Source organism: Eubacterium sp. SB2 (assembly GCF_001244405.1).
Taxonomy (GTDB): Bacteria; Bacillota; Clostridia; order Lachnospirales; family Lachnospiraceae; genus Faecalicatena; species Faecalicatena contortus_B.
Window position 1 is genome coordinate 935,018 of record NZ_LN865153.1, and the last position, 18,566, is coordinate 953,583.

Below are 18,566 nucleotides of genomic sequence, written 5' to 3' on the forward strand. Positions count from 1 at the left end.
GATCAAATGCCAAAGGATCATTTTTGAATCAGGTGTTCCTGACGAGCCCGGTGTTATATTACTTCCCTATTTTCTCCTGATATTCCCTGATCAGCTGCTGGCCCAATGCGCCGCCCGGATGGCTGAGCGCAAAATTCTCCCGCTTAAAATCCTTAATCTCGGATACCACGGTAGCAAGCGCATCTCCCGCCGCCAATGCCGCTGTTGAGCTCGAAGTTGGAGCGAGCCCCATATGGTCTACTTCCTTTCCCGCATCTACCAGTATCGCGATGTCAGTCTGCTGTGCCAGCGGCGACTGTTTATCCCTTGTAATAGAGACTGTCTTCGCCCCTATGATCTTCAGCGGCGGAAGCATATTCAGGATCTCCTGTGATTTTCCGCTGTTCGAGATCATAATCACCACATCTTCTTTTGTTATCATCCCCATATCCCCGTGCAGGGATTCACAGCTGTGCACGAAAAATGCCGGCACGCCCAGGCTCGCAAATGATGCTGCGATCTTCTTCCCGATATGGCCCGTCTTACCGAGTCCCGTAATAATCAACCGGCCTTTGCATTCCAGTATTGCTTTTATCGTCTTGGCATAGGCTTCGTCCACCTCGTCAGATACTGCCTTTAAAGCTTCTGCTTCGGCCAGTATTTTTTCTTTTGCTTTACTTACCAGTTCCGCATCTGTATAATTCTTCATTGCTTAATCCTCCTGCTTCCTGTGCAGAGGGGTCAGACCCCTTTGCAATCGGGGTCTGACCCCTTTTGTTTGTATTCGTTTCTATATGATTAATTTGTCACTGCCTTCCCTGCTAATCAGCGGCCGGCTTATAATGTTCTGCCCTTTAAGCGCCTGTCGCGATGCGCATCTGTACTTTCTCCTTTGACGGCATTCGTCCATATGTACAGCCGCCAGACCGCTGTATTACCAGGGATGCCGTTGCGTTTCCGTTCAGTGCAGCCTTATACATATCCTGTTCCTTTACATAAGATGCCATAAATCCGGCGCCGAATGAATCTCCTGCACCGGTAAAGTCCAGGCTTCCGTCCTCTACTTCGCTCTTCGCAGAAAAGGGTTTGATACGGACGAGCTCTTTTTTGCCTTCTTTAAACATTACACCGTTGCCGCCAAGCGTTACCACCACATTTTCAGCCCCTGCATCTGCCAGATACCTGACCGCCTCTTCCGCTGTTCTTCCCGGTATGATAGACTGCAGGTCCTCCTCGCTTGCCTTGATAATGGTACTGTTTTTACATAAGGTGTCAATCACCATTCTCCCATACGTCTCTTCTACAGAGTGACGGATGTCACTCGTTGCGCCTCCGTATCCTCCCAGGTCTACAAAGACTGTTTTATTTCTCTCATAGAGTTTTTTTACAAGATCCAGCTCCACTTCATAGTTCATCGGACAGATTTTAAAATAATCCGCCTCCAGATAATCCTTATGAATATCTTCAAATCCGATATTCGGCGCCGCCTTCTGATACTCTACATATTTAGTGCCGTCATTTCTGTATACCAGCAGGTTTGTTGTCGTATATTCATATGGCAGAATGCCTCTTTTGTCCAGAACATCTATTTCTGAAATAATGTCCTCCATGTCATAGCCATAATAAGTAACAATTCCGACATTTCTTCCCTGCGCCGCCATAACAAGGCTTGAATATGCAGCCGGGCTTCCCAGAACAGGACCAATCGTCCTGTTTGGGAACTGTATGGTTTCTTTGATAATTGTGCCAATTACAACGATATCTAAATTTTTTTCCATTTTTCTTCCCGCCTATCTGTCATTTTAATTTATTTACCCGCGATAAAGTCTTCCAGCATTGCACGGCACTGATCATCCGGATGCTGTACCGGTGGGTGTTTCATGAAGTAGGAGCTTGGCTCTTCGATAGCGCCTGCCATCCCTCTGTCTTTTGCGAGCATACAGCATCTAACGGCGTCAACGCTGATTCCGCCGGAGTTCGGGCTGTCGATTACATCCAGTTTCAGGTTCAGGCTTACAGGTGCCCCGCCAAACTTCTGTCCTTCGATACATATAATCGCTGTCTTCTGGTCACCCTGGTTGTCGACAAAAGCAAATCCGGGAGCAATCGGCACGTCATGCTTCAGAATACTTGCAATCGCGTCATGCTTTGTGACATGCTTTGTCTCACCACGCATAACCAGGTTGATAAAGTCTGTATTTCCAGCGTAGTTGAGCTGATAGGACTTCGTGATCTTAATTCCTCTGTCCTCAAACAGTTTTGCAAGCGCTCTGTGTACGATGGTTGCGCCTAACTGGCTCTTCCAGTCGTCACCGATAACCGGGATGCCGGCTTTTTTGCATTTGTCAGCGATAGCCGGTGTGCTGGCTATCAGTTCCGGAATTCCGTTGACAACGCCGCATCCTGCTTCACATGCTGCATCCACGTAGAATCTTGCTGCATCGTGTGAACCTGTAGGAAGATTGATAAGAATGACATCAACTTTGTAATCTTTGAGTGCCTTAACTACGTCTACCGGCTCCTGAGAGTCATCGATTGTAAAGTAGTCTTTGCCATAGTAGTGCTGCAGATGATCCGGTGCTCCGTCCAGGACTGGTCCTTTTAATACCGGCGCTCCGAGTTTCGGAACATCACAGATTTTGTATGTACAGTTTGGCCATTCCAGAATTGCTTCGCTGACATCCTTGCCCACCTTCTTGGAATCAATATCAAAACCTGCAACAACTTCGATATCGGAAGGAACATATCCCCCCAGGTTATAATGCATAAGCCCGCCGGCCTCTTCAGCAATCTCCGGTGTCTTATAGAACTCAATCCCCTGAACAAGAGAACATGCACAATTCCCCACTCCCACAAGCGCCAGTCTGATCTTTTTCCCTGCCATAGTCTTTTCCTCCTAAATGTAATGTTAAATTGTAGTAACCGATAAAGTTAACGTTATAGTTTAACTTCAAAAAATATAACGTTTACTTTAACGTTAACTTCTTATCTGTTTCAAATTGTACCCGTAAAAATACTAAAAGTCAATTGTCACTTTTCAACAAAGACATCCCCCATAATTTATCCAAAACTGCCAAATCGGGATTCAGCGACGAGCTTTAGTCTCGGCGCGGATGGGGACGCTCCATAAAGGGATAGCCGAAAACCTCCCGGAGAACATCCATGTCCTTTCAAAAACGCGGCCGCGGACCTAAGAAATTCTAGGCGGGAAACAGCCCTGAAAATGGAGCACCACTGACACATCACGAGAAATCCGATGATTTCTCGCGCTGGGTCAGCTGATTTTTGGATTCGGAATCCAAAAATCTCTCCATTTTCAGGGCTGTTTCCCACCAAGAATTTCTAAGGTCCGCTTTGAGCGTTTTNCCGAAAACCTCCCGGAGAACATCCATGTCCTTTCAAAAACGCGGCCGCGGACCTAAGAAATTCTAGGCGGGAAACAGCCCTGAAAATGGAGCACCACTGACACATCACGAGAAATCCGATGATTTCTCGCGCTGGGTCAGCTGATTTTTGGATTCGGAATCCAAAAATCTCTCCATTTTCAGGGCTGTTTCCCACCAAGAATTTCTAAGGCCCGCTTAGAGCGTTTTTGAAAGGACATGGATGTTCTCCGGGAGGCTTTCAGCGATCCCTTCATGGAGCTGGCGCATCCGACCGGCAGGAAAAGGACTCGTTCCCAAGGTGGGGCCTCAAACGGGGGCAGCGTATGGATATTGAACTGGCGGGACTTTTATGTCCCCAGTAGGTATACATAAGCAAGGGGATACGGTTCCAGTATCAAAATAATTCAATACACATCTGGAAGATGAAAAGACACGCATAGCCAATCCACATCCGCTGCCCTGGTCCGGGATCCCACCCGGTTGGCGGGCTTTCCTGCCGATTGGATGAGCCAGCTTTATGACAGGGAGGCCGGGGAGGTGCTGGGGCTGTATATGCCGTTGCGAAATGCTGGAATGCGCTTAGTGATTCTTGAACAGCCGATGCCGGATAGGCGGGGAACAACTTGATCTCCAAATCAAGTTGTTGCTGAACCCAGCGCGGGAAATCATCAGATTTCCCGTGATGTGTTCAGCGTACCCGCCTATCCGGCATCGGCTGTTCTAGAATCACTTAGCAGCATGGGGGCATATCGCAACGGCATATACAGCCCCAGCACCTCCCCGGCCTCCCTGTCATAAAGCGTCCCCATCCATCGACAAGTCTAAAGCCAGCCAACTAAATCCCGACTTTTTAGGAGGTCTCCCGCAGGATTAGTTCTGGTTTCATTACTACATGTTTTTTCTCTTCCGGTTCTGTCTCTTCCTCTTCATCCTCCAGCTTTGCCCTTGCATCCATTAATTCTATCAGCAGTCTGGCGCTCTCAATGCCCATTCTTAATTTGGGCGATCCGATGGTTGTCAGACGGGGTTTTACAAAGGACAGTATCCCGATGTCGTCATTGCCGCTGAGTGCGATATCATGGGGCAGGTTGAATCCCCTCTCCTGGATTGCACAGATCGCACCTATTGCGATATAATCGCTGTAACACATCACGGACAGCGGGGGTTTATTACGCTCCAGTATACGCTTCATGCTCTCGTATCCGTCCGCCTGATCCGTACAGCCGGATACGACCATGTTCGGCTCATACGGAATGCCGCAGTCTTCGAGGGCCTTCTTGTAGCCCTCCAGCCTGTTCTGCGCGGAAGAAACACTGGGCAGGAAATTCAGGAAAAAAATCTTCTCATTGCCGTAACTGCAGAGGTGCTTTGCTGTCATATATGCAGCCTGATAATCATCCAGTACCACATAGGTATCCTCGCCTTTTTCCAGGTAACGGTTCACCAGAACATAGGGGATGTCATATTTCCGCAGCAGTTCACAGCTCTTTTTATTTCCCGCCGCCGGTGTCAGGATTACTCCTGCCACGTTAAGACCCCTCAGCTCGTCTACAAGCTGAATCTCTTTATCCACATCCTCATGGCTGTTCATCACGACGCAATGGTAGCCGTGGGCCGATAACGTCTCTTCGATCCCCCGGATCACCCTTGCGTAGAATGGGTTGGCATTATCACTGATGATAATCCCAACCATGTTGGTCCGCTGCTGGCGGAAACTTCGGGCAACCTGATTCGGCACATAGTTTACTTCTCTTGCATAGTCCAGAATCTCTTTTTTCCTCTTAGCGGATATATCCGGATGGTCATTCAGCGCCTTAGATACCGTCGTAATACTTACACCAAGCCCCTCTGCCAGGTCCTTCAATCTTGTTACTTTTTTCATACTATAATTTTCCCTCCATCCGCAGCTTGACCATTCTTTCAACCGGCATCCTGCTCTCCACGCATCCGCCGTTCTCTTCCAGAATCAGTGATGCCATACTGTTGGCATACTCTACTGCATAAACTATGTCATCGGGCTTTTCATCCAAAGCCGCCATTAAACCTGCCGAAAATGCATCTCCGGCTCCCGTCAGGTTCTTTTCCTTTCCTTCCATCGTAGGGTAACTGTCCGAAAACTGTACTTTTCCGCCTGCCCCCTGGAATGCCGCCCCCTGATCTCCCATGGTAACAACGGCATATCTGGGGCCTCTTGCAGTCAGATACTCCAGGCAGTCTTCCACGCTTTGATCCGGCATCAGATAACGCAGGTCATCCTGGCTGGCTTTTATTATGAATGCATTTGCACATAAATCATCCACCAGTTTTCTTCCCCGGTATGTTCCAACCGGAAAATGATTGTAGGAGGTGGTTCCGCCGTATCCGCCCAGATCCACGATAATGCGCTTTCCGGCCGCATTCAGCTTCTGGCATATCTCAATGTCCACTTCATAGTCCATTGGGCAGATGAAAAATGTGGAGGCTTCCAGATATGTCTCCGGTATTACTTCATAACTGATCACAGGAGCTACTTTAAAATACTCTACCCTGTTTTTCGCATCTTCCTGATAAATCAAATGATTCTCTGTCGTATACATATAGGGAATGCATCCCGTTGTATCCACCATGCGCAGTTCTCTTTCTATTATCTTCTGCATCTCCTCGCCGCAATAGGTCACAATCCCCGTACTCTTTCCGGCTTTCGCCAGAGCCAGGCTTGTATATGCACAGGGGCTTCCAAGAACCGGCCCCACTATCTTATCCGTCAGAAAAATTGTCTCTTTTACAATATTGCCTATAGTGACAATATCTACCTTTTCATTTTTCACTGAGTATCCCCTCCGTTCAATCTGCTGGCAAAAGTTTGTTTCACTCCTTAACAGCAGAGATTTTTCTATGTACAGCCTCACTATAACGAAAAAAACTGAAATAATAAGTAACATTTAAGTTATCGGTACAGTAACTGTATTTTCTTAATTTTTAGTATAGCTTACTATTCAAACATTGTCCAACACTTTATACAAAAAAATCCGCTTTTTTCTGCTCCTTCAGCCGATTTTTCATTCAACATTAGACTTTTTGAGAATATTGACTAATTTTCTCTGAACTTTTTGTGCATATATGCCAATTGACATTTTTATTTTTTGGATTTAGAATGGGGTCATGAAGCAGATCAAATGATACAGTTAACGTTAACTATCATTTATTTATCTTTTCACATTTTCATACTGAGGACAACATAATAAATTTTTTTGTCCGGTTACTTAAACGTTAACTTTAACATTTGCTCCAGCATCAAATACATAATAATCCATATTATCTCAGGAGGAAAAAACTATGGCAGAGAAAAAAATCAGATTGGCACTCGTCGGAGTAGGTAACTGCGCATGCTCTCTCGTTCAGGGAATCGAGTTCTATAAGACACCGGAGATTGCAGAAGAAGCCGGCGGACTTATGCATTATAACCTGGGGGGATATGTTCCTTCCGATATCGAAGTTGTTGTAGGTTTTGATATTGATTCCAAGAAGGTGGGCAAGGATGTCAGCGAAGCGATTCTGGAATGGCCAAACTGTACATACAAGATCTGCGATGTTCCGAAACTTGGGGCGCCGGTATTAAAAGGACCAGTCCTGGACGGAGCTCCGGATCATCTGCAGCACTACTATGGCAAAGACTACTTTACAATCGATGACTCTCAGGAGCCGGTAGACGTAGTTAAGGCACTCAAAGATTACAAAGTTGATGTCATTCTTATCAACCTTCCTACAGGTTCACACGATGCAGCAAGATTCTACGTGGATGCAGCATGTGAAGCAGGATGCGGCGTTGTCAACGGAATTCCGGAACTGATAGCCAGCACACCGGCTATCGCTGACAAATGCAAAAAAGCCGGCATCCCGGTTATCGGTGACGACTGGAAGAGCCAGTTAGGCGCAACCATCGTACACAGAGCGCTTGCAAAACTGTTTGAGGACAGAGGAATTAAGATCACGAAGTCCTATCAGCTCAACTACGCTGGAAATACAGACTTTATCAACCTGGTTATGCGTGGTGAGACAAAGCATGTCACAAAGCATGACGCGATTGCAAGTATTCTGAAGCATGACGTGCCGATTGCTCCCGGATTTGCTTTTGTCGACAACCAGGGTGACCAGAAGACAGCGATTATATGTATCGAAGGACAGAAGTTTGGCGGGGCACCTGTAAGCCTGAACCTGAAACTGGATGTAATCGACAGCCCGAACTCCGGCGGAATCAGCGTTGACGCCGTTAGATGCTGTATGCTCGCAAAAGACAGAGGGATGGCAGGCGCTATCGAAGAGCCAAGCTCCTATTTCATGAAACACCCGCCGGTACAGCATCCGGACGATCAGTGCCGTGCCATGCTGGAAGATTTTATCGCTGGTAAATAGACATATTGACTCCTTCACTTTAGAATTCTGCAGTCAGTGAACCATATGGGTATTGTTTCATATATGGAACCTGGTGCAGGGTCAGGTATCCGGCAGCCCGCTAGCAGCTGCTGCCGGATATTTGAGCAAATCATGCTGCAAAATTGCAAGATTGTAACAGTTCAGGCAAGCCTGAACTGTTACACATCCAGCCCATTCAAGTTCGCCTACGGCGAATGGCTGGATGTCTGCAGCCACTATGTTTTCGTACGGTCTGCGCAGTAAATGCGCAGACCTTTCTGAACTACTACACAAGATTGTACCTCTGCAATTTTGCAGCATTTTTACGAAAAACAAGAAAACCGGGGAGGTAACTCATGATAAAATTAGCACCTTCAATTCTTTCTGCTGATTTTGCAGAACTCAGGAAAGAGATCACAGTCTTACATCTCTCTCCCGCAGATTATATACATATCGACGTTATGGATGGTATGTTTGTACCCAATATTTCACTCGGCCTGCCCGTCATCCAGTCCATACGAAGATATACCGACAAGCCTTTTGATGTCCATTTGATGATTGAGGAGCCTTACCGCTTTATAGACGACTTTGTAAAAGCAGGCGCCGACATCATTACCGTACACGCAGAGGCATGCCGCCATCTGCACCGGACCATCCAGGCCATTAAAAACCACGGAATAAAGGCCGGTGTTGTCCTGAATCCGGCCACCCCTCTTTCTTCTATAGAATATGTACTCGAAGATGTGGATATGGTGCTTCTTATGACTGTAAACCCAGGATTCGGCGGCGCTTCCTTTATCCCCAATGTGCTTCCCAAGATAACACGGCTCCGCAGCATGATCGATGAGGTGGGGCTTTCCGTAGATATCGAAGTCGATGGGGGTATCAAACTGGACAATGTAAAAGATGTCATACAAGCCGGTGCAAATGTAATTGTGGCAGGCTCCTCAGTATTCAACGAAGATATTTCCATGAATATTGAGAATTTTTATAAAAAATTTAAGGAGGCAACTCATGAATAAACAAAAACTCCAGCAGATTGCGAACGAAGTGCGCAAGGGAATCGTCACTTCTGTTCACAGTGCGAAAGCAGGCCATCCGGGCGGATCTCTTTCTGCCGCAGACCTGTTTACCTATTTATACTTTGAAGAGATGAACATTGATCCCGAGAATCCAAAGGATCCGAAACGGGACCGTTTTGTTCTTTCCAAAGGACACACGGCTCCGGGCCTGTATGCCACGCTCGCACACAGAGGATATTTTCCGGTAACCACACTTACCACGCTCCGGCAGATCGGCTCCATCTTGCAGGGACATCCGGATATGAAACACATCCCCGGCGTGGATATGTCCAGCGGTTCCCTGGGGCAGGGCGTATCCGCTGCCGTTGGCATGGCACTTGCGGCAAAATTAAGCAAGGCGTCTTACCGCACCTATACCCTGCTGGGTGACGGAGAGATTCAGGAAGGCCAGGTATGGGAGGCTGCCATGCTGGCCGGACACCATAAGCTGGATAATTTGGTCGTAATCGTCGACAACAACGGCCTTCAGATTGACGGGGCAATCGACGATGTATGCTCCCCGTATCCCATTGATAAGAAATTTGAATCCTTCAATTTCCATGTAATCAACGTAGACGACGGCAATGATTTCGACCAGTTGAAAGCAGCTTTTGACGAAGCTAAGACTACCAAGGGAATGCCCACCGCAATCGTGATGAAAACCGTAAAAGGAAAAGGTATTTCCTTTATGGAAAATCAGGCTTCCTGGCATGGAACCGCACCAAACGATGAGCAATACGCAATTGCTATGGAAGAATTAGAAAAGGCAGGTGAGACATTATGTCAGAAGTAAAGAAAATCGCTACCCGTGAAAGTTATGGAAACGCACTTGTTGAACTTGGCAAAGAACATGAAGAAATCGTAGTTCTGGATGCAGACCTTGCTGCTGCAACTAAAACAAGCATTTTTAAGAAGGCTTTCCCTGAAAGATTTATCGACTGTGGGATTGCAGAAGGCAATATGATCGGTGTGGCCGCAGGTCTGGCTGCTGCCGGAAAAGTACCGTTTGCAAGCTCCTTTGCCATGTTCGCGGCAGGCCGTGCCTTTGAGCAGGTGAGAAACTCCGTGGGCTACCCGCACCTGAACGTAAAGATCGGCGCCACCCATGCCGGTATATCCGTAGGAGAGGACGGAGCTACACATCAGTGTAACGAGGATATCGCGCTAATGAGGGCAATCCCGGGTATGGTTGTGATCAATCCAGCCGATGACATAGAGGCCCGCGCCGCAGTAAAAGCCGCATATGAATACGAAGGTCCCGTATATCTCCGTTTCGGACGCCTGGCAGTACCCGTAATCAATGACAGACCTGACTACAAATTTGAACTTGGAAAGGGGATCACACTCAGGGACGGCAGGGATGTCACCATCATCGCTACCGGACTGTGCGTTTCTGCTGCCCTTGAAGCCGCTGAAAGATTCTCCCAGGAAGGTGTTCAGGCCAGGGTCATCAATATCCACACAATCAAGCCCCTGGATGAAGAACTTGTCATCAAAGCTGCAAAGGAAACCGGTAAGATCGTCACAGTAGAGGAACATTCCGTCATCGGCGGGCTTGGAAGTGCGGTATGCGACTGTCTGAGCGAAAACTATCCCGCCAGTGTACTGAAAATAGGTACGAATGATGTGTTTGGGGAATCCGGCCCGGCGGTAAAACTGCTTGCAAAATATGGGCTTGATGCCGACGGAATTTATACGAAGATTAAGAGATATCTTTAACGATTAGAGCACGGAACAAGTTGCACTAAGCCGCAAACTGATGCAATGTTGGATGCGTGTGTATTTTACTTTGGGCGGGAAATCCGCCAGCCAGGGTGCTCCCCTACATGGCAAAGCATCTTTTTGAATGTAACAGAGCGTGTCTGAAAATTATTTGCTGCAAGATGTTGCCCTGCTTCACGGGATATTGCGGCAGTAAATTTTCAGACGCGCTCTGGTCTTACCTGTCATTTCTGTAATTATATTTGCTGTAGAATATTCCATCTATTTGGATCTCTGTTTTATCATTATCAACAAGATACAGAACAATATAGTTATCTACAGGCATTCTTCTGTACCCTAAGAACCTTAGCCGCATATCATTGGTATATTTGTACATTTCAGGATTTAAACAAAGCTGATCATACTTTTTTTCTGTGTATTCAAAAAGTCGGTTGCAGCTTTTGAATGACGAAGCTTAAGTGTCATATATTCTATAATCTCTTTGAGCTGCAGACGTGCTTCTTCTGAAATCTTTAGTTTATAAGCCATATTCTTCCTTTAAATCCCGAAGCACTTCATATCCATCATGTACTGTCCCATTGTCGAATTGATCCCGGGAGATTTCCAATGTTTTGTATATATTGTTCAAGTACATATTTCGTTCATAGGCTTCCATACTCATAATCACCATATCACCATAGCCATTCTTTGTTACAAAAATAGGTTCATCTGACTTATGGCACAATTCTGAAACTTCACTTGTATTTTTTAAGTCTTTGATAGGTATAATCTGAGGCATAAAATCAACTCCTTTCTTTATGGTACAATTATACCTTAATAATCCCATAATTGCACAAGTTTTATACTATATGAAACTATAGTTCCTGCCATTTTTTTGTATTCGATGAGTTATTTTATTATGATATGTCCGACGAGCCTTGGTGCGGTTCTTCTGTATGTAACTGCGGGATAACCCAAAAGCATGCAGCCTGCTATTCCTTTTTCTTCGATTCCAAGCCATTTTTTCAAAATCGGGCTTGTACTGATTACACGCATCATGTAACCGCTGTAAAGGGCTCCCAGACCGTGGGCAACGGCCATGTTCTCGATGTTGGCTGCAGCCAGGCCTCCGTCCAGCGGGTGGTTGTCCGCTGATATTACCAGGAAGGCGGGGGTGTTGTAAAAGAAATTATCGTCCGTGGAATCCGCTTTCCACTTTTCGTAAAAACGTTCAAAGATTCCGGCATACCGTGGCACATCTTTTTGCAATGTACGGATAATATCCGGCATGTTTTCCCATACCAGTGCCTTGAATTCCTCTATCTGATCCTGTATAAAGACAAATGTGCACGCCTGTTTGTTTCTTGCTGTAGCAGTATAACGGCCTGCATTCAGGATATCCTCCACCTTTTCCCGTTCGATTTTTTCCGGCCTGAAATTGCGGATACTTCTCCTGAATTTCATTGCATGCAGCATATTTTCAGGATTCACATCAAATGTCTTTGGCACATACTCCTCCACATCGTCCATATCATATTCCGGTATCGCAGCAGCGCGGACCGGACAGACCGCCACACAGTGTCCGCACTGGAAGCACGGTCCCGAAACTTCTGCTTTTCCTTCTATAATATGCAGCACATCTACCGGGCAGTCAGCCGCACATTCCCCGCACCCGATACACAAATCACGATTTATTTTTACCATATTTTATCTCCTTCCATGCTTTTATTTTCTTGTATTATACACCAAATAAAAACTAGTACATCGAATAATAAGTAACTTGCTGTTAAACTGAGATAAATTTTCGAGAGTGCTGCTTCACAAACGTATGCGTAGCGGGCTACGCTGAGGCTTGTGGAGTAGTGCTATCGGAAATTTAGGTTAGTTTAACAGTAAGTTAATTATACTTCGAGGTACTGGACACCATCCCGGACGATATCCAAAAACTGCATTTTTCTGTAATAATTTTCCTGCAAACACTGTATTACTTCCAATAACAAGGCAATACTATATTCATGCACGTCCGCTGGAACACCCCACCATTACTTCCAGAGGGCGCCATGCAGACTGACAATGAAAGGAGCCTTATTTACATGAAAGCAGAAATTGACAGAGAAGGATGTATATCATGCGGACTCTGCGCCGCTACCTGCCCGGAGGTATTCCGCATGGCAGATGACGACCTGGCAGAAGTCTATAGCGAAATAACCCCGGAAACAGAAGATACCGCAGAAGAAGCGGCAGAAAACTGCCCCGTCAGCGTTATCAAGGTTGATTAGGGGGGAGGTTGTTTTGGCAGGGGGGACGCTGTGCGGAATTGGAACAGGCATCTCCTGGATACGGAATTAGGGCATAAGCGCCGCTAATCAAAATCGGAGCCGGCATGGTGAACACCGCAGACACTCACGAGAATTCTGATGAATTCTCGCTGCGGGTCTGCTTTCCTTCAGGCCTTGTGGGCCTGAAGGAAGTTCACATGCCGGCTCCGATTTTGATGAAGCGGCGCTAATGCCCTAAAAGACGCATCCAGGAGATGCCTGTTCCAATTCCGCACAGCTGGTGCATCCAGTCAGAAGTCAAAAACTCCCTCACGTGAGGAATCAAGGCGGGAGCAGCGTATGGAAGAGAACTGGTGATACAAAGGTTGCTCCAGAACAATCCCTTTCGTAATAACAGACACTGCCTTTTAAGCCAGAACATTAAGTTAAACTCGCTTATAATCTCATCCCGCTCAGCCAGTTCCCATCCGCCTCACCCGCCGGAATCCCCACCGAAGGCAGTATAGTGACCGACTTGATGCGCCCAGCCTGCCGGGAGGTGGATGCTCCGATGCCGTCCGGGGAGGCTTATGCTGATTTTGGAAGCCTTTAGCGTGCCGTACAATTTCTTACTGCGAAAAAGCCGCATCTTATGGAGGAAAACTGATTCCGAATCAGTTTTCCAGAGCGTCTGAGCTTAGAAAGCATCGGCTTTCTAAGTGAATACGCTCGGTTCCATAAGATGCGGCTTTTTCGCAGTTAGAAATTGTAGGCTAAGCGGCCGGTTTCCAAAATCAGCATAAGCCTCCCCGGACGGCATCGGAGCATCCACCTTCCGGCGGGCGCCCCTTCATCCGCCACCCCACTGCCCCCAAAATTCCTACTTCTTGCTATGTGTATCTGCTAGTACGGATATTACGATTATGACTCCCTTGAACACCTGCTGCCAATATGTATTCATTCCCACCAGTGTCATTCCATTTGTCAGAACGGTAAGCAGAAGTACTCCCACGATTGTGCCCATGACTTTTCCGCGTCCGCCGGACATGCTTGTTCCCCCGACTACGGCTGCCGTGATGCAGTCCATCTCGAAGTTCAGGCCGGCTGAGGGCTGTCCGGAACCGAGGCGGGTGGTGATGATCAGACCTGCTATGGCGGTCAGGACTCCCATGATCATATAGACAAGGATTTTTACTTTTTCTACTGCGATTTCTGACCAGCGGCTTGCCTCCATATTTCCGCCTACGGAGTAGATGTAGCGTCCGAAACGGGTCTTCGATGTCAGAATGACGCCGAATATGATAACGATTACCATAATGATGACGGGGACGGGAATTCCAGCGATGTATCCGGTTCCTATCATCGTAAAACTTTCATTGCTCCATACTACGGAATTACCGCCGGTGACGATGTAGGCCAGGCCCCGCAGTACGGTCATGCTTGCAAGGGATGCGATGAATCCTGGCAGCTTTCCTATTGCGCAGAGCACTCCGTTAACGGTTCCGATTACCGCGCCAACTGCAATTGCCGCAATCACGGAAAAGAATACATTGTCCGTATTCTTGCAGACTACGGCTCCTACCAGGCCTGCGGCACATACGAGGGAACCTGCCGATAGGTCAATCTCACCTATGATGATAACCATGGTCATCCCCACCGCCGCGATCGCCGTATAGGAAGCCTGCCTCAGAATATTAGATATATTGTTGGCGGACAGAAACTGTGAGTTCATGATCGTCCAGATCATACATAATACGATTACTACGCCAACTAAAAGCAGTTCCCTGAAGGATCTGAGATTTATCTTTTTTGTTTTATTCATTTTCCATACCTCCGCCAAATGCAGCCTGCATTATGCTATTCTTTGAAACTTCCTCCGCAGCGATTTCGCCGGAAATGCTGCCCTCATGCATGACGATAATCCTGTCGCTTACCTGCATGACTTCTGCGATTTCCGATGAAATCATGATGATGCTTTTTCCTGACTGGGTCAGCTTACGCATCAATGCATAGATCTCACTCTTTGCGCCGATGTCAATTCCTCTTGTGGGCTCATCCATAATCAGGATATCCGGCGTCATGGCCAGCCACTTTGCAATCACCACTTTCTGCTGGTTGCCTCCGCTCAGCTCTTTGACCTCCTGCTCCTCGTTTCTCAGGGATATGCCAAGATCGCTGATGTAGTTTCCCGTGATCTGCTTAAGCACCCGGCGATTCAGCCAGAAGCTTTTCAGCTGTCCAAGCTTGGAGATGAGCATATTATCCCGGATACTCATTCCCAGGATGAGGCCCAGCCCCTTTCTGTCCTCGGGGACAAGGCCGATTCCTGCGCCGATTGCATCCTTAGGAGAAGAGACGCAGACTTTTCCCCCTTTTATATATATTTCACCTTCCCCAATGGGGTCAATGCCAAACAGCTTCCTCATCAATTCCGTTCTCCCCGCGCCTACCAGGCCAAAGAATCCCAGAATCTCCTTTTCATAGAGCTTAAAACTAACCGGGCTGCTTTTGGGATATACCTTCACGTTCTTCACTTCCATGATTACATGCTCCCGATTCACAAATTCACTTCCACATGCCTTGCGCCCATCTAACTCATGCCCTATCATCATTTTAATCAGGTCGGGTTCTGTCACCCGCTTTGTCTCTACCGTATCTATGTATGTACCATTTCGAAAAACCGTAATACGATCGGATAGCTGGAACACCTCTTCCATTCTGTGGGAAATGTATACGATGCACACGCCCTGTTTTCTCAGATCCTCTATGATCTGGAACAGCACCTGAGATTCCTTTTCCGACAGACTGGCCGTAGGTTCGTCAAACACCACCACTCTGGCCTGAAAGGACAATGCCTTCGCAATCTCCACGCACTGCATCTGTCCGCAGCTCAGCTCGGATACCGGGGTGCCCGGATCGATGTCCAGGTTTACCTTTTGAAGTTCTGCCTTTGCCTTTTTATTCAGTGTGTCCCTGTCCAGCAGCCTGCTTTTTCCGACCGGCTCTCTGCCGATGAAAATATTTTCTGCTATATTCATATTTTCCAAGAGGTTCAGTTCCTGAAAAACCATGCTTAATCCTGCTTTCTGTGCCATTAGCGGTGATTTCATCTCTGCCTCTTCCATCTGTCCGTTTTCTTCGTTCAAAAGATACATGCTGCCTTCGTCTTTTGAGTATACCCCTGTCATGATTTTCATCAAAGTAGATTTCCCTGCCCCATTCTCTCCCATGAGTGCATGGACTTCTCCTTTTCGCAGCTCGATCTGTACATGATCCAGTGCCTTAATTCCTGCAAATGCCTTCGATATTCCTTCCATCTTTACTATTACATCGGACATATCTTCACCTCTTCATTTATGATAGGAACCATCCACATACGCAGATGGTTCCAATTCAGGTACGCCAGGGCGTACCTGCGGCTTTCAAGGTTAATACTTATTCTACCTCAACGCCATATCCTTTTTCTCTGTCGATAAATTCCTGGATATTGTCTTTGTCCATGTACTCAACAGGAACTTCAATAAATTTCTCAACGTCTTTTCCTTCACACCATGCCAATGCCTGTTCTACAGCCTTGTATCCCATCTGATATGGATCCTGTGATACGCCTACTGCCACTTTCCCGTCCCGGATAGCCGCCATATTCTCGGATGTTGCATCCACAGTGGTAATCAATAGGTCTTTCAGATTCGCGGAGGTAGCCGCGCTTAAGATTGCCATACCTGAATTTTCATTAATTCCTACAAACGCATCGATGTCCGGATTTGCCTGCAGAATATTCTCTGCGGAAGCCAGGGCCGTATCTCTTGCATGCGCAGTCTGCTGCTCTGCCACAATTTCAATCCCGCTCTCTTTGATTACTTCCATGAAACCTTCGGTCCTGTCCTTCAATGAGCTGACCGTAATCCCATCGATGATAGCGATTTTCCCTTTGCCGTCGAGTTTTTCTATTACGTATTCTGCCAGCATTTTTCCGATTTCTTTATTATCGGAGGCAACGAATGCAAGGGAACCTTCGCAGTCCACATCCATTGTAAATACGCCGACGCCTCCATTCACGGCATCGCTGACGGCATTGACCACGCCCTCCGAATCATAAGGGTTCAGCAGGATTGCATCGCATCCCATAGTCACCAGGTTCTCGAGCTGGGAATTCTGCGTTTCCAGAGAACTGTCGGCTGACAGGACGTTACATTTTTTCACGTTGTAATCTTCACATGCCTTCTCAATCCCCTTTTGCATTGCTACGAAGAAGGGGTGCACATTCTGTCCGAATGAAACTCCAAGTGTGATTTCTTCCGCTGACTTTCCTTCCTCTGTTTTTGCCTGCCCGGAATCTGCGGCTGGTTCAGAAGCTTCTTTCCCTGGTCCCTCACTTGTACATGCAGCCAGTGTGACTGCCATCATTGCTGCGCAAAGCAGAGCTGCTATTCTTTTTTTCATAATCTATTCCCTCCATTATAACTGGCATTTTATATGTTTTCATGGTATATTTATATCGTATTCAATTAGATCTGCGGGCCGCCTGCTATATTGCGGGGAGCCAGAGCAATCTTGCCAAGGATTGAGTACTGTGACGCATGACCTGCTGCTGGAATATTTCCCGGTATCCGGTGGATAGTTGAATAAGCGATGGTCGCAAACTTAATCGCTTCTTTATATTCCGGCGGGATGCCGATTTCAGCAGAGGTCGTCACTTTGATATTTCCCGGAATTCGTTCCCGGATCTCTTTCATAATCTGAGGATTCTTTACTCCCCCGCCGCTTGCATACAGCTTGTCCGTCTTCTCTATGATCTCCGCAGGTATATTGTCAATCATACTTTTCGCAACAGCCGCCCCTGTAAATGCGCATGACGTTGCAAGAATATCTTCCGCCGGCAGATGTCCGAATTTGTCCAGAACACTGTCTATGTACTGTTCGTTGTAATCTCCTACCCATCCTGATCTTGGTACCGGCCTGTCCCAGAACGGATGCTGCATAAAGAAGTCCAGCATCTCTTCATTGATGTTTCCTCTGGAGGCAAGCTCACCGTCTTTGTCGTAATCCTTCCCGGTCAGTTTCTTGCACAGGTAGTTGGATACCGCATTCCCCGGACCAGTGTCAAATCCAAACATGTCTCTTCTGTCTTTACCTGCCACATGCAGGTTTGCAATTCCGCCGATATTCAGCGTCATGACCGGCTTCTCCTCGTTCCGGAATAAAATGTAATCCAGATATGGCATCAACGGAGCCGCCGCACCTCCCCATACGTGATCTGCGGGACGGAAATGTGTCACCGTGTCAATATTCGTCAGGTTTGCGATTACAGAGCTCTCGCCCATCTGAAGTCCGGCCGGATACGGCCCGTCCAGCCATCTGTGGAGCCAATCCCCCTTTTCCTCCTCAGACATGGACGCGATCTTCGCGTGGTCAGGCTGCTCCTGGTATATGGTCTGTGTATCCAGCCCCAGCACTTTGATATCCAGCGGATTGATATGATTCTCTTTCATAAACTGTACTGCTTTTTCAGCAAATACTGCTCCGCAGATATAATTGAGCCTGTTGATCCCCACCATATCCACGCGGTTCTCAAAGGCATCCCTCACGATCGGCGTTACCTCCTCGGGCCAGTCGTAGGAACCTCCGCAGATAAAGCGGGGCGCTTTGGGAAAACCATCGCTGTCCATCTCGATCTCTGCCAGAATCACGTCGATTCCGTCAAAGGACGAACCACTGTTCATACCCATAATTAAATCCATTTTGTTCCCTCCTTGAATTGATATTTATAGAACACCCTCCGGTGCTGC

The 18,566-nt window shown here is 47.3% G+C and carries 18 protein-coding genes; 5 read left to right on the plus strand and 13 right to left on the minus strand.

The genetic code is table 11. The annotated features are described in order from the left end of the window. Positions 1–58 precede the first annotated feature (58 nt). The 5 genes from BN1938_RS16490 to BN1938_RS16510 form a co-directional block, all read right to left on the minus strand. On the minus strand, positions 59–688 hold the full coding sequence (locus BN1938_RS16490; RefSeq protein ID WP_050641626.1) for a KpsF/GutQ family sugar-phosphate isomerase: 630 nt from the start codon (positions 686–688) through the stop codon (positions 59–61). A 145-nt stretch (positions 689–833) separates the two neighbouring features. Next, positions 834–1,757: a carbohydrate kinase family protein gene (locus BN1938_RS16495; protein ID WP_050641627.1), complete on the minus strand. Its 924-nt coding sequence runs from the start codon at positions 1,755–1,757 to the stop codon at positions 834–836. A 29-nt stretch (positions 1,758–1,786) separates the two neighbouring features. Then, complete coding sequence (locus BN1938_RS16500; protein ID WP_050641628.1) at positions 1,787–2,863, minus strand: inositol-3-phosphate synthase; 1,077 nt, start codon at positions 2,861–2,863, stop codon at positions 1,787–1,789. 1,352 nt (positions 2,864–4,215) lie between these two features. After that, positions 4,216–5,247 (minus strand): LacI family DNA-binding transcriptional regulator, encoded by a 1,032-nt coding sequence (locus BN1938_RS16505; RefSeq protein WP_050641629.1) that lies wholly within the window; start codon positions 5,245–5,247, stop codon positions 4,216–4,218. A 1-nt stretch (position 5,248) separates the two neighbouring features. Next, positions 5,249–6,172, minus strand: a complete 924-nt coding sequence (locus BN1938_RS16510; RefSeq protein WP_050641630.1) for a carbohydrate kinase family protein — start codon at positions 6,170–6,172, stop codon at positions 5,249–5,251. A 508-nt stretch (positions 6,173–6,680) separates the two neighbouring features. Here BN1938_RS16510 and BN1938_RS16515 point away from each other — a divergent pair. From BN1938_RS16515 to BN1938_RS16535, 4 genes are all read left to right on the plus strand, one after another. Next, a complete protein-coding gene (locus tag BN1938_RS16515) occupies positions 6,681–7,757 on the plus strand; it encodes an inositol-3-phosphate synthase (protein WP_050641631.1) in 1,077 nt (358 codons plus the stop codon). Positions 7,758–8,113: 356 nt separating this feature from the next. Continuing rightward, the gene (rpe, locus tag BN1938_RS16525) at positions 8,114–8,779 is read left to right on the plus strand and encodes a ribulose-phosphate 3-epimerase (protein WP_050641633.1); all 666 of its coding nucleotides are present in this window, start codon (positions 8,114–8,116) and stop codon (positions 8,777–8,779) included. Next, on the plus strand, positions 8,772–9,611 hold the full coding sequence (locus BN1938_RS16530) for a transketolase (RefSeq protein WP_050641634.1): 840 nt from the start codon (positions 8,772–8,774) through the stop codon (positions 9,609–9,611). Before rpe ends, BN1938_RS16530 begins: the two co-directional genes overlap by 8 nt. Further along, on the plus strand, positions 9,599–10,537 hold the full coding sequence (locus tag BN1938_RS16535; RefSeq protein ID WP_050641635.1) for a transketolase family protein: 939 nt from the start codon (positions 9,599–9,601) through the stop codon (positions 10,535–10,537). The genes BN1938_RS16530 and BN1938_RS16535 overlap by 13 nt, the downstream gene beginning before the upstream one ends. Before the next feature lie 220 nt (positions 10,538–10,757). Here the strand turns inward: BN1938_RS16535 and BN1938_RS24275 are convergent, their stop codons facing one another. From BN1938_RS24275 to BN1938_RS16545, 4 genes are all read right to left on the minus strand, one after another. Then, positions 10,758–10,916 carry a hypothetical protein gene (locus BN1938_RS24275; protein ID WP_082203040.1) on the minus strand — a complete coding sequence of 53 codons (159 nt, stop codon included), beginning with the start codon at positions 10,914–10,916 and terminating at the stop codon, positions 10,758–10,760. An 8-nt stretch (positions 10,917–10,924) separates the two neighbouring features. Then, positions 10,925–11,068 carry a hypothetical protein gene (locus BN1938_RS23485; protein WP_156320710.1) on the minus strand — a complete coding sequence of 48 codons (144 nt, stop codon included), beginning with the start codon at positions 11,066–11,068 and terminating at the stop codon, positions 10,925–10,927. Beyond that, positions 11,058–11,318 carry a type II toxin-antitoxin system Phd/YefM family antitoxin gene (locus BN1938_RS16540; protein WP_050641636.1) on the minus strand — a complete coding sequence of 87 codons (261 nt, stop codon included), beginning with the start codon at positions 11,316–11,318 and terminating at the stop codon, positions 11,058–11,060. Before BN1938_RS16540 ends, BN1938_RS23485 begins: the two co-directional genes overlap by 11 nt. Positions 11,319–11,428: 110 nt before the next feature. Next, positions 11,429–12,223, minus strand: coding sequence for a nitroreductase family protein (locus BN1938_RS16545; protein ID WP_050641637.1), 795 nt, complete (start codon positions 12,221–12,223; stop codon positions 11,429–11,431). 389 nt (positions 12,224–12,612) lie between these two features. On the opposite strand from BN1938_RS16545, the gene BN1938_RS16550 reads away from it, so the two are divergent. Beyond that, positions 12,613–12,798, plus strand: a complete 186-nt coding sequence (locus tag BN1938_RS16550) for a ferredoxin (RefSeq protein ID WP_050641638.1) — start codon at positions 12,613–12,615, stop codon at positions 12,796–12,798. Between the two features lie 859 nt (positions 12,799–13,657). On the opposite strand, the gene BN1938_RS16555 is transcribed toward BN1938_RS16550, so the two are convergent. The 4 genes from BN1938_RS16555 to BN1938_RS16570 all read right to left on the minus strand — a co-directional run bounded on the left by BN1938_RS16555 (position 13,658) and on the right by BN1938_RS16570 (position 18,518). After that, complete coding sequence (locus BN1938_RS16555) at positions 13,658–14,599, minus strand: ABC transporter permease (protein WP_050641639.1); 942 nt, start codon at positions 14,597–14,599, stop codon at positions 13,658–13,660. Beyond that, the gene (locus BN1938_RS16560; RefSeq protein WP_050641640.1) at positions 14,592–16,115 is read right to left on the minus strand and encodes a sugar ABC transporter ATP-binding protein; all 1,524 of its coding nucleotides are present in this window, start codon (positions 16,113–16,115) and stop codon (positions 14,592–14,594) included. Before BN1938_RS16560 ends, BN1938_RS16555 begins: the two co-directional genes overlap by 8 nt. 97 nt (positions 16,116–16,212) lie before the next feature. Then, positions 16,213–17,220 carry a sugar ABC transporter substrate-binding protein gene (locus tag BN1938_RS16565; protein ID WP_050641641.1) on the minus strand — a complete coding sequence of 336 codons (1,008 nt, stop codon included), beginning with the start codon at positions 17,218–17,220 and terminating at the stop codon, positions 16,213–16,215. 65 nt (positions 17,221–17,285) lie between these two features. Further along, complete coding sequence (locus tag BN1938_RS16570; protein ID WP_050641642.1) at positions 17,286–18,518, minus strand: anhydro-N-acetylmuramic acid kinase; 1,233 nt, start codon at positions 18,516–18,518, stop codon at positions 17,286–17,288. Between the last annotated feature and the right edge of the window lie 48 nt (positions 18,519–18,566).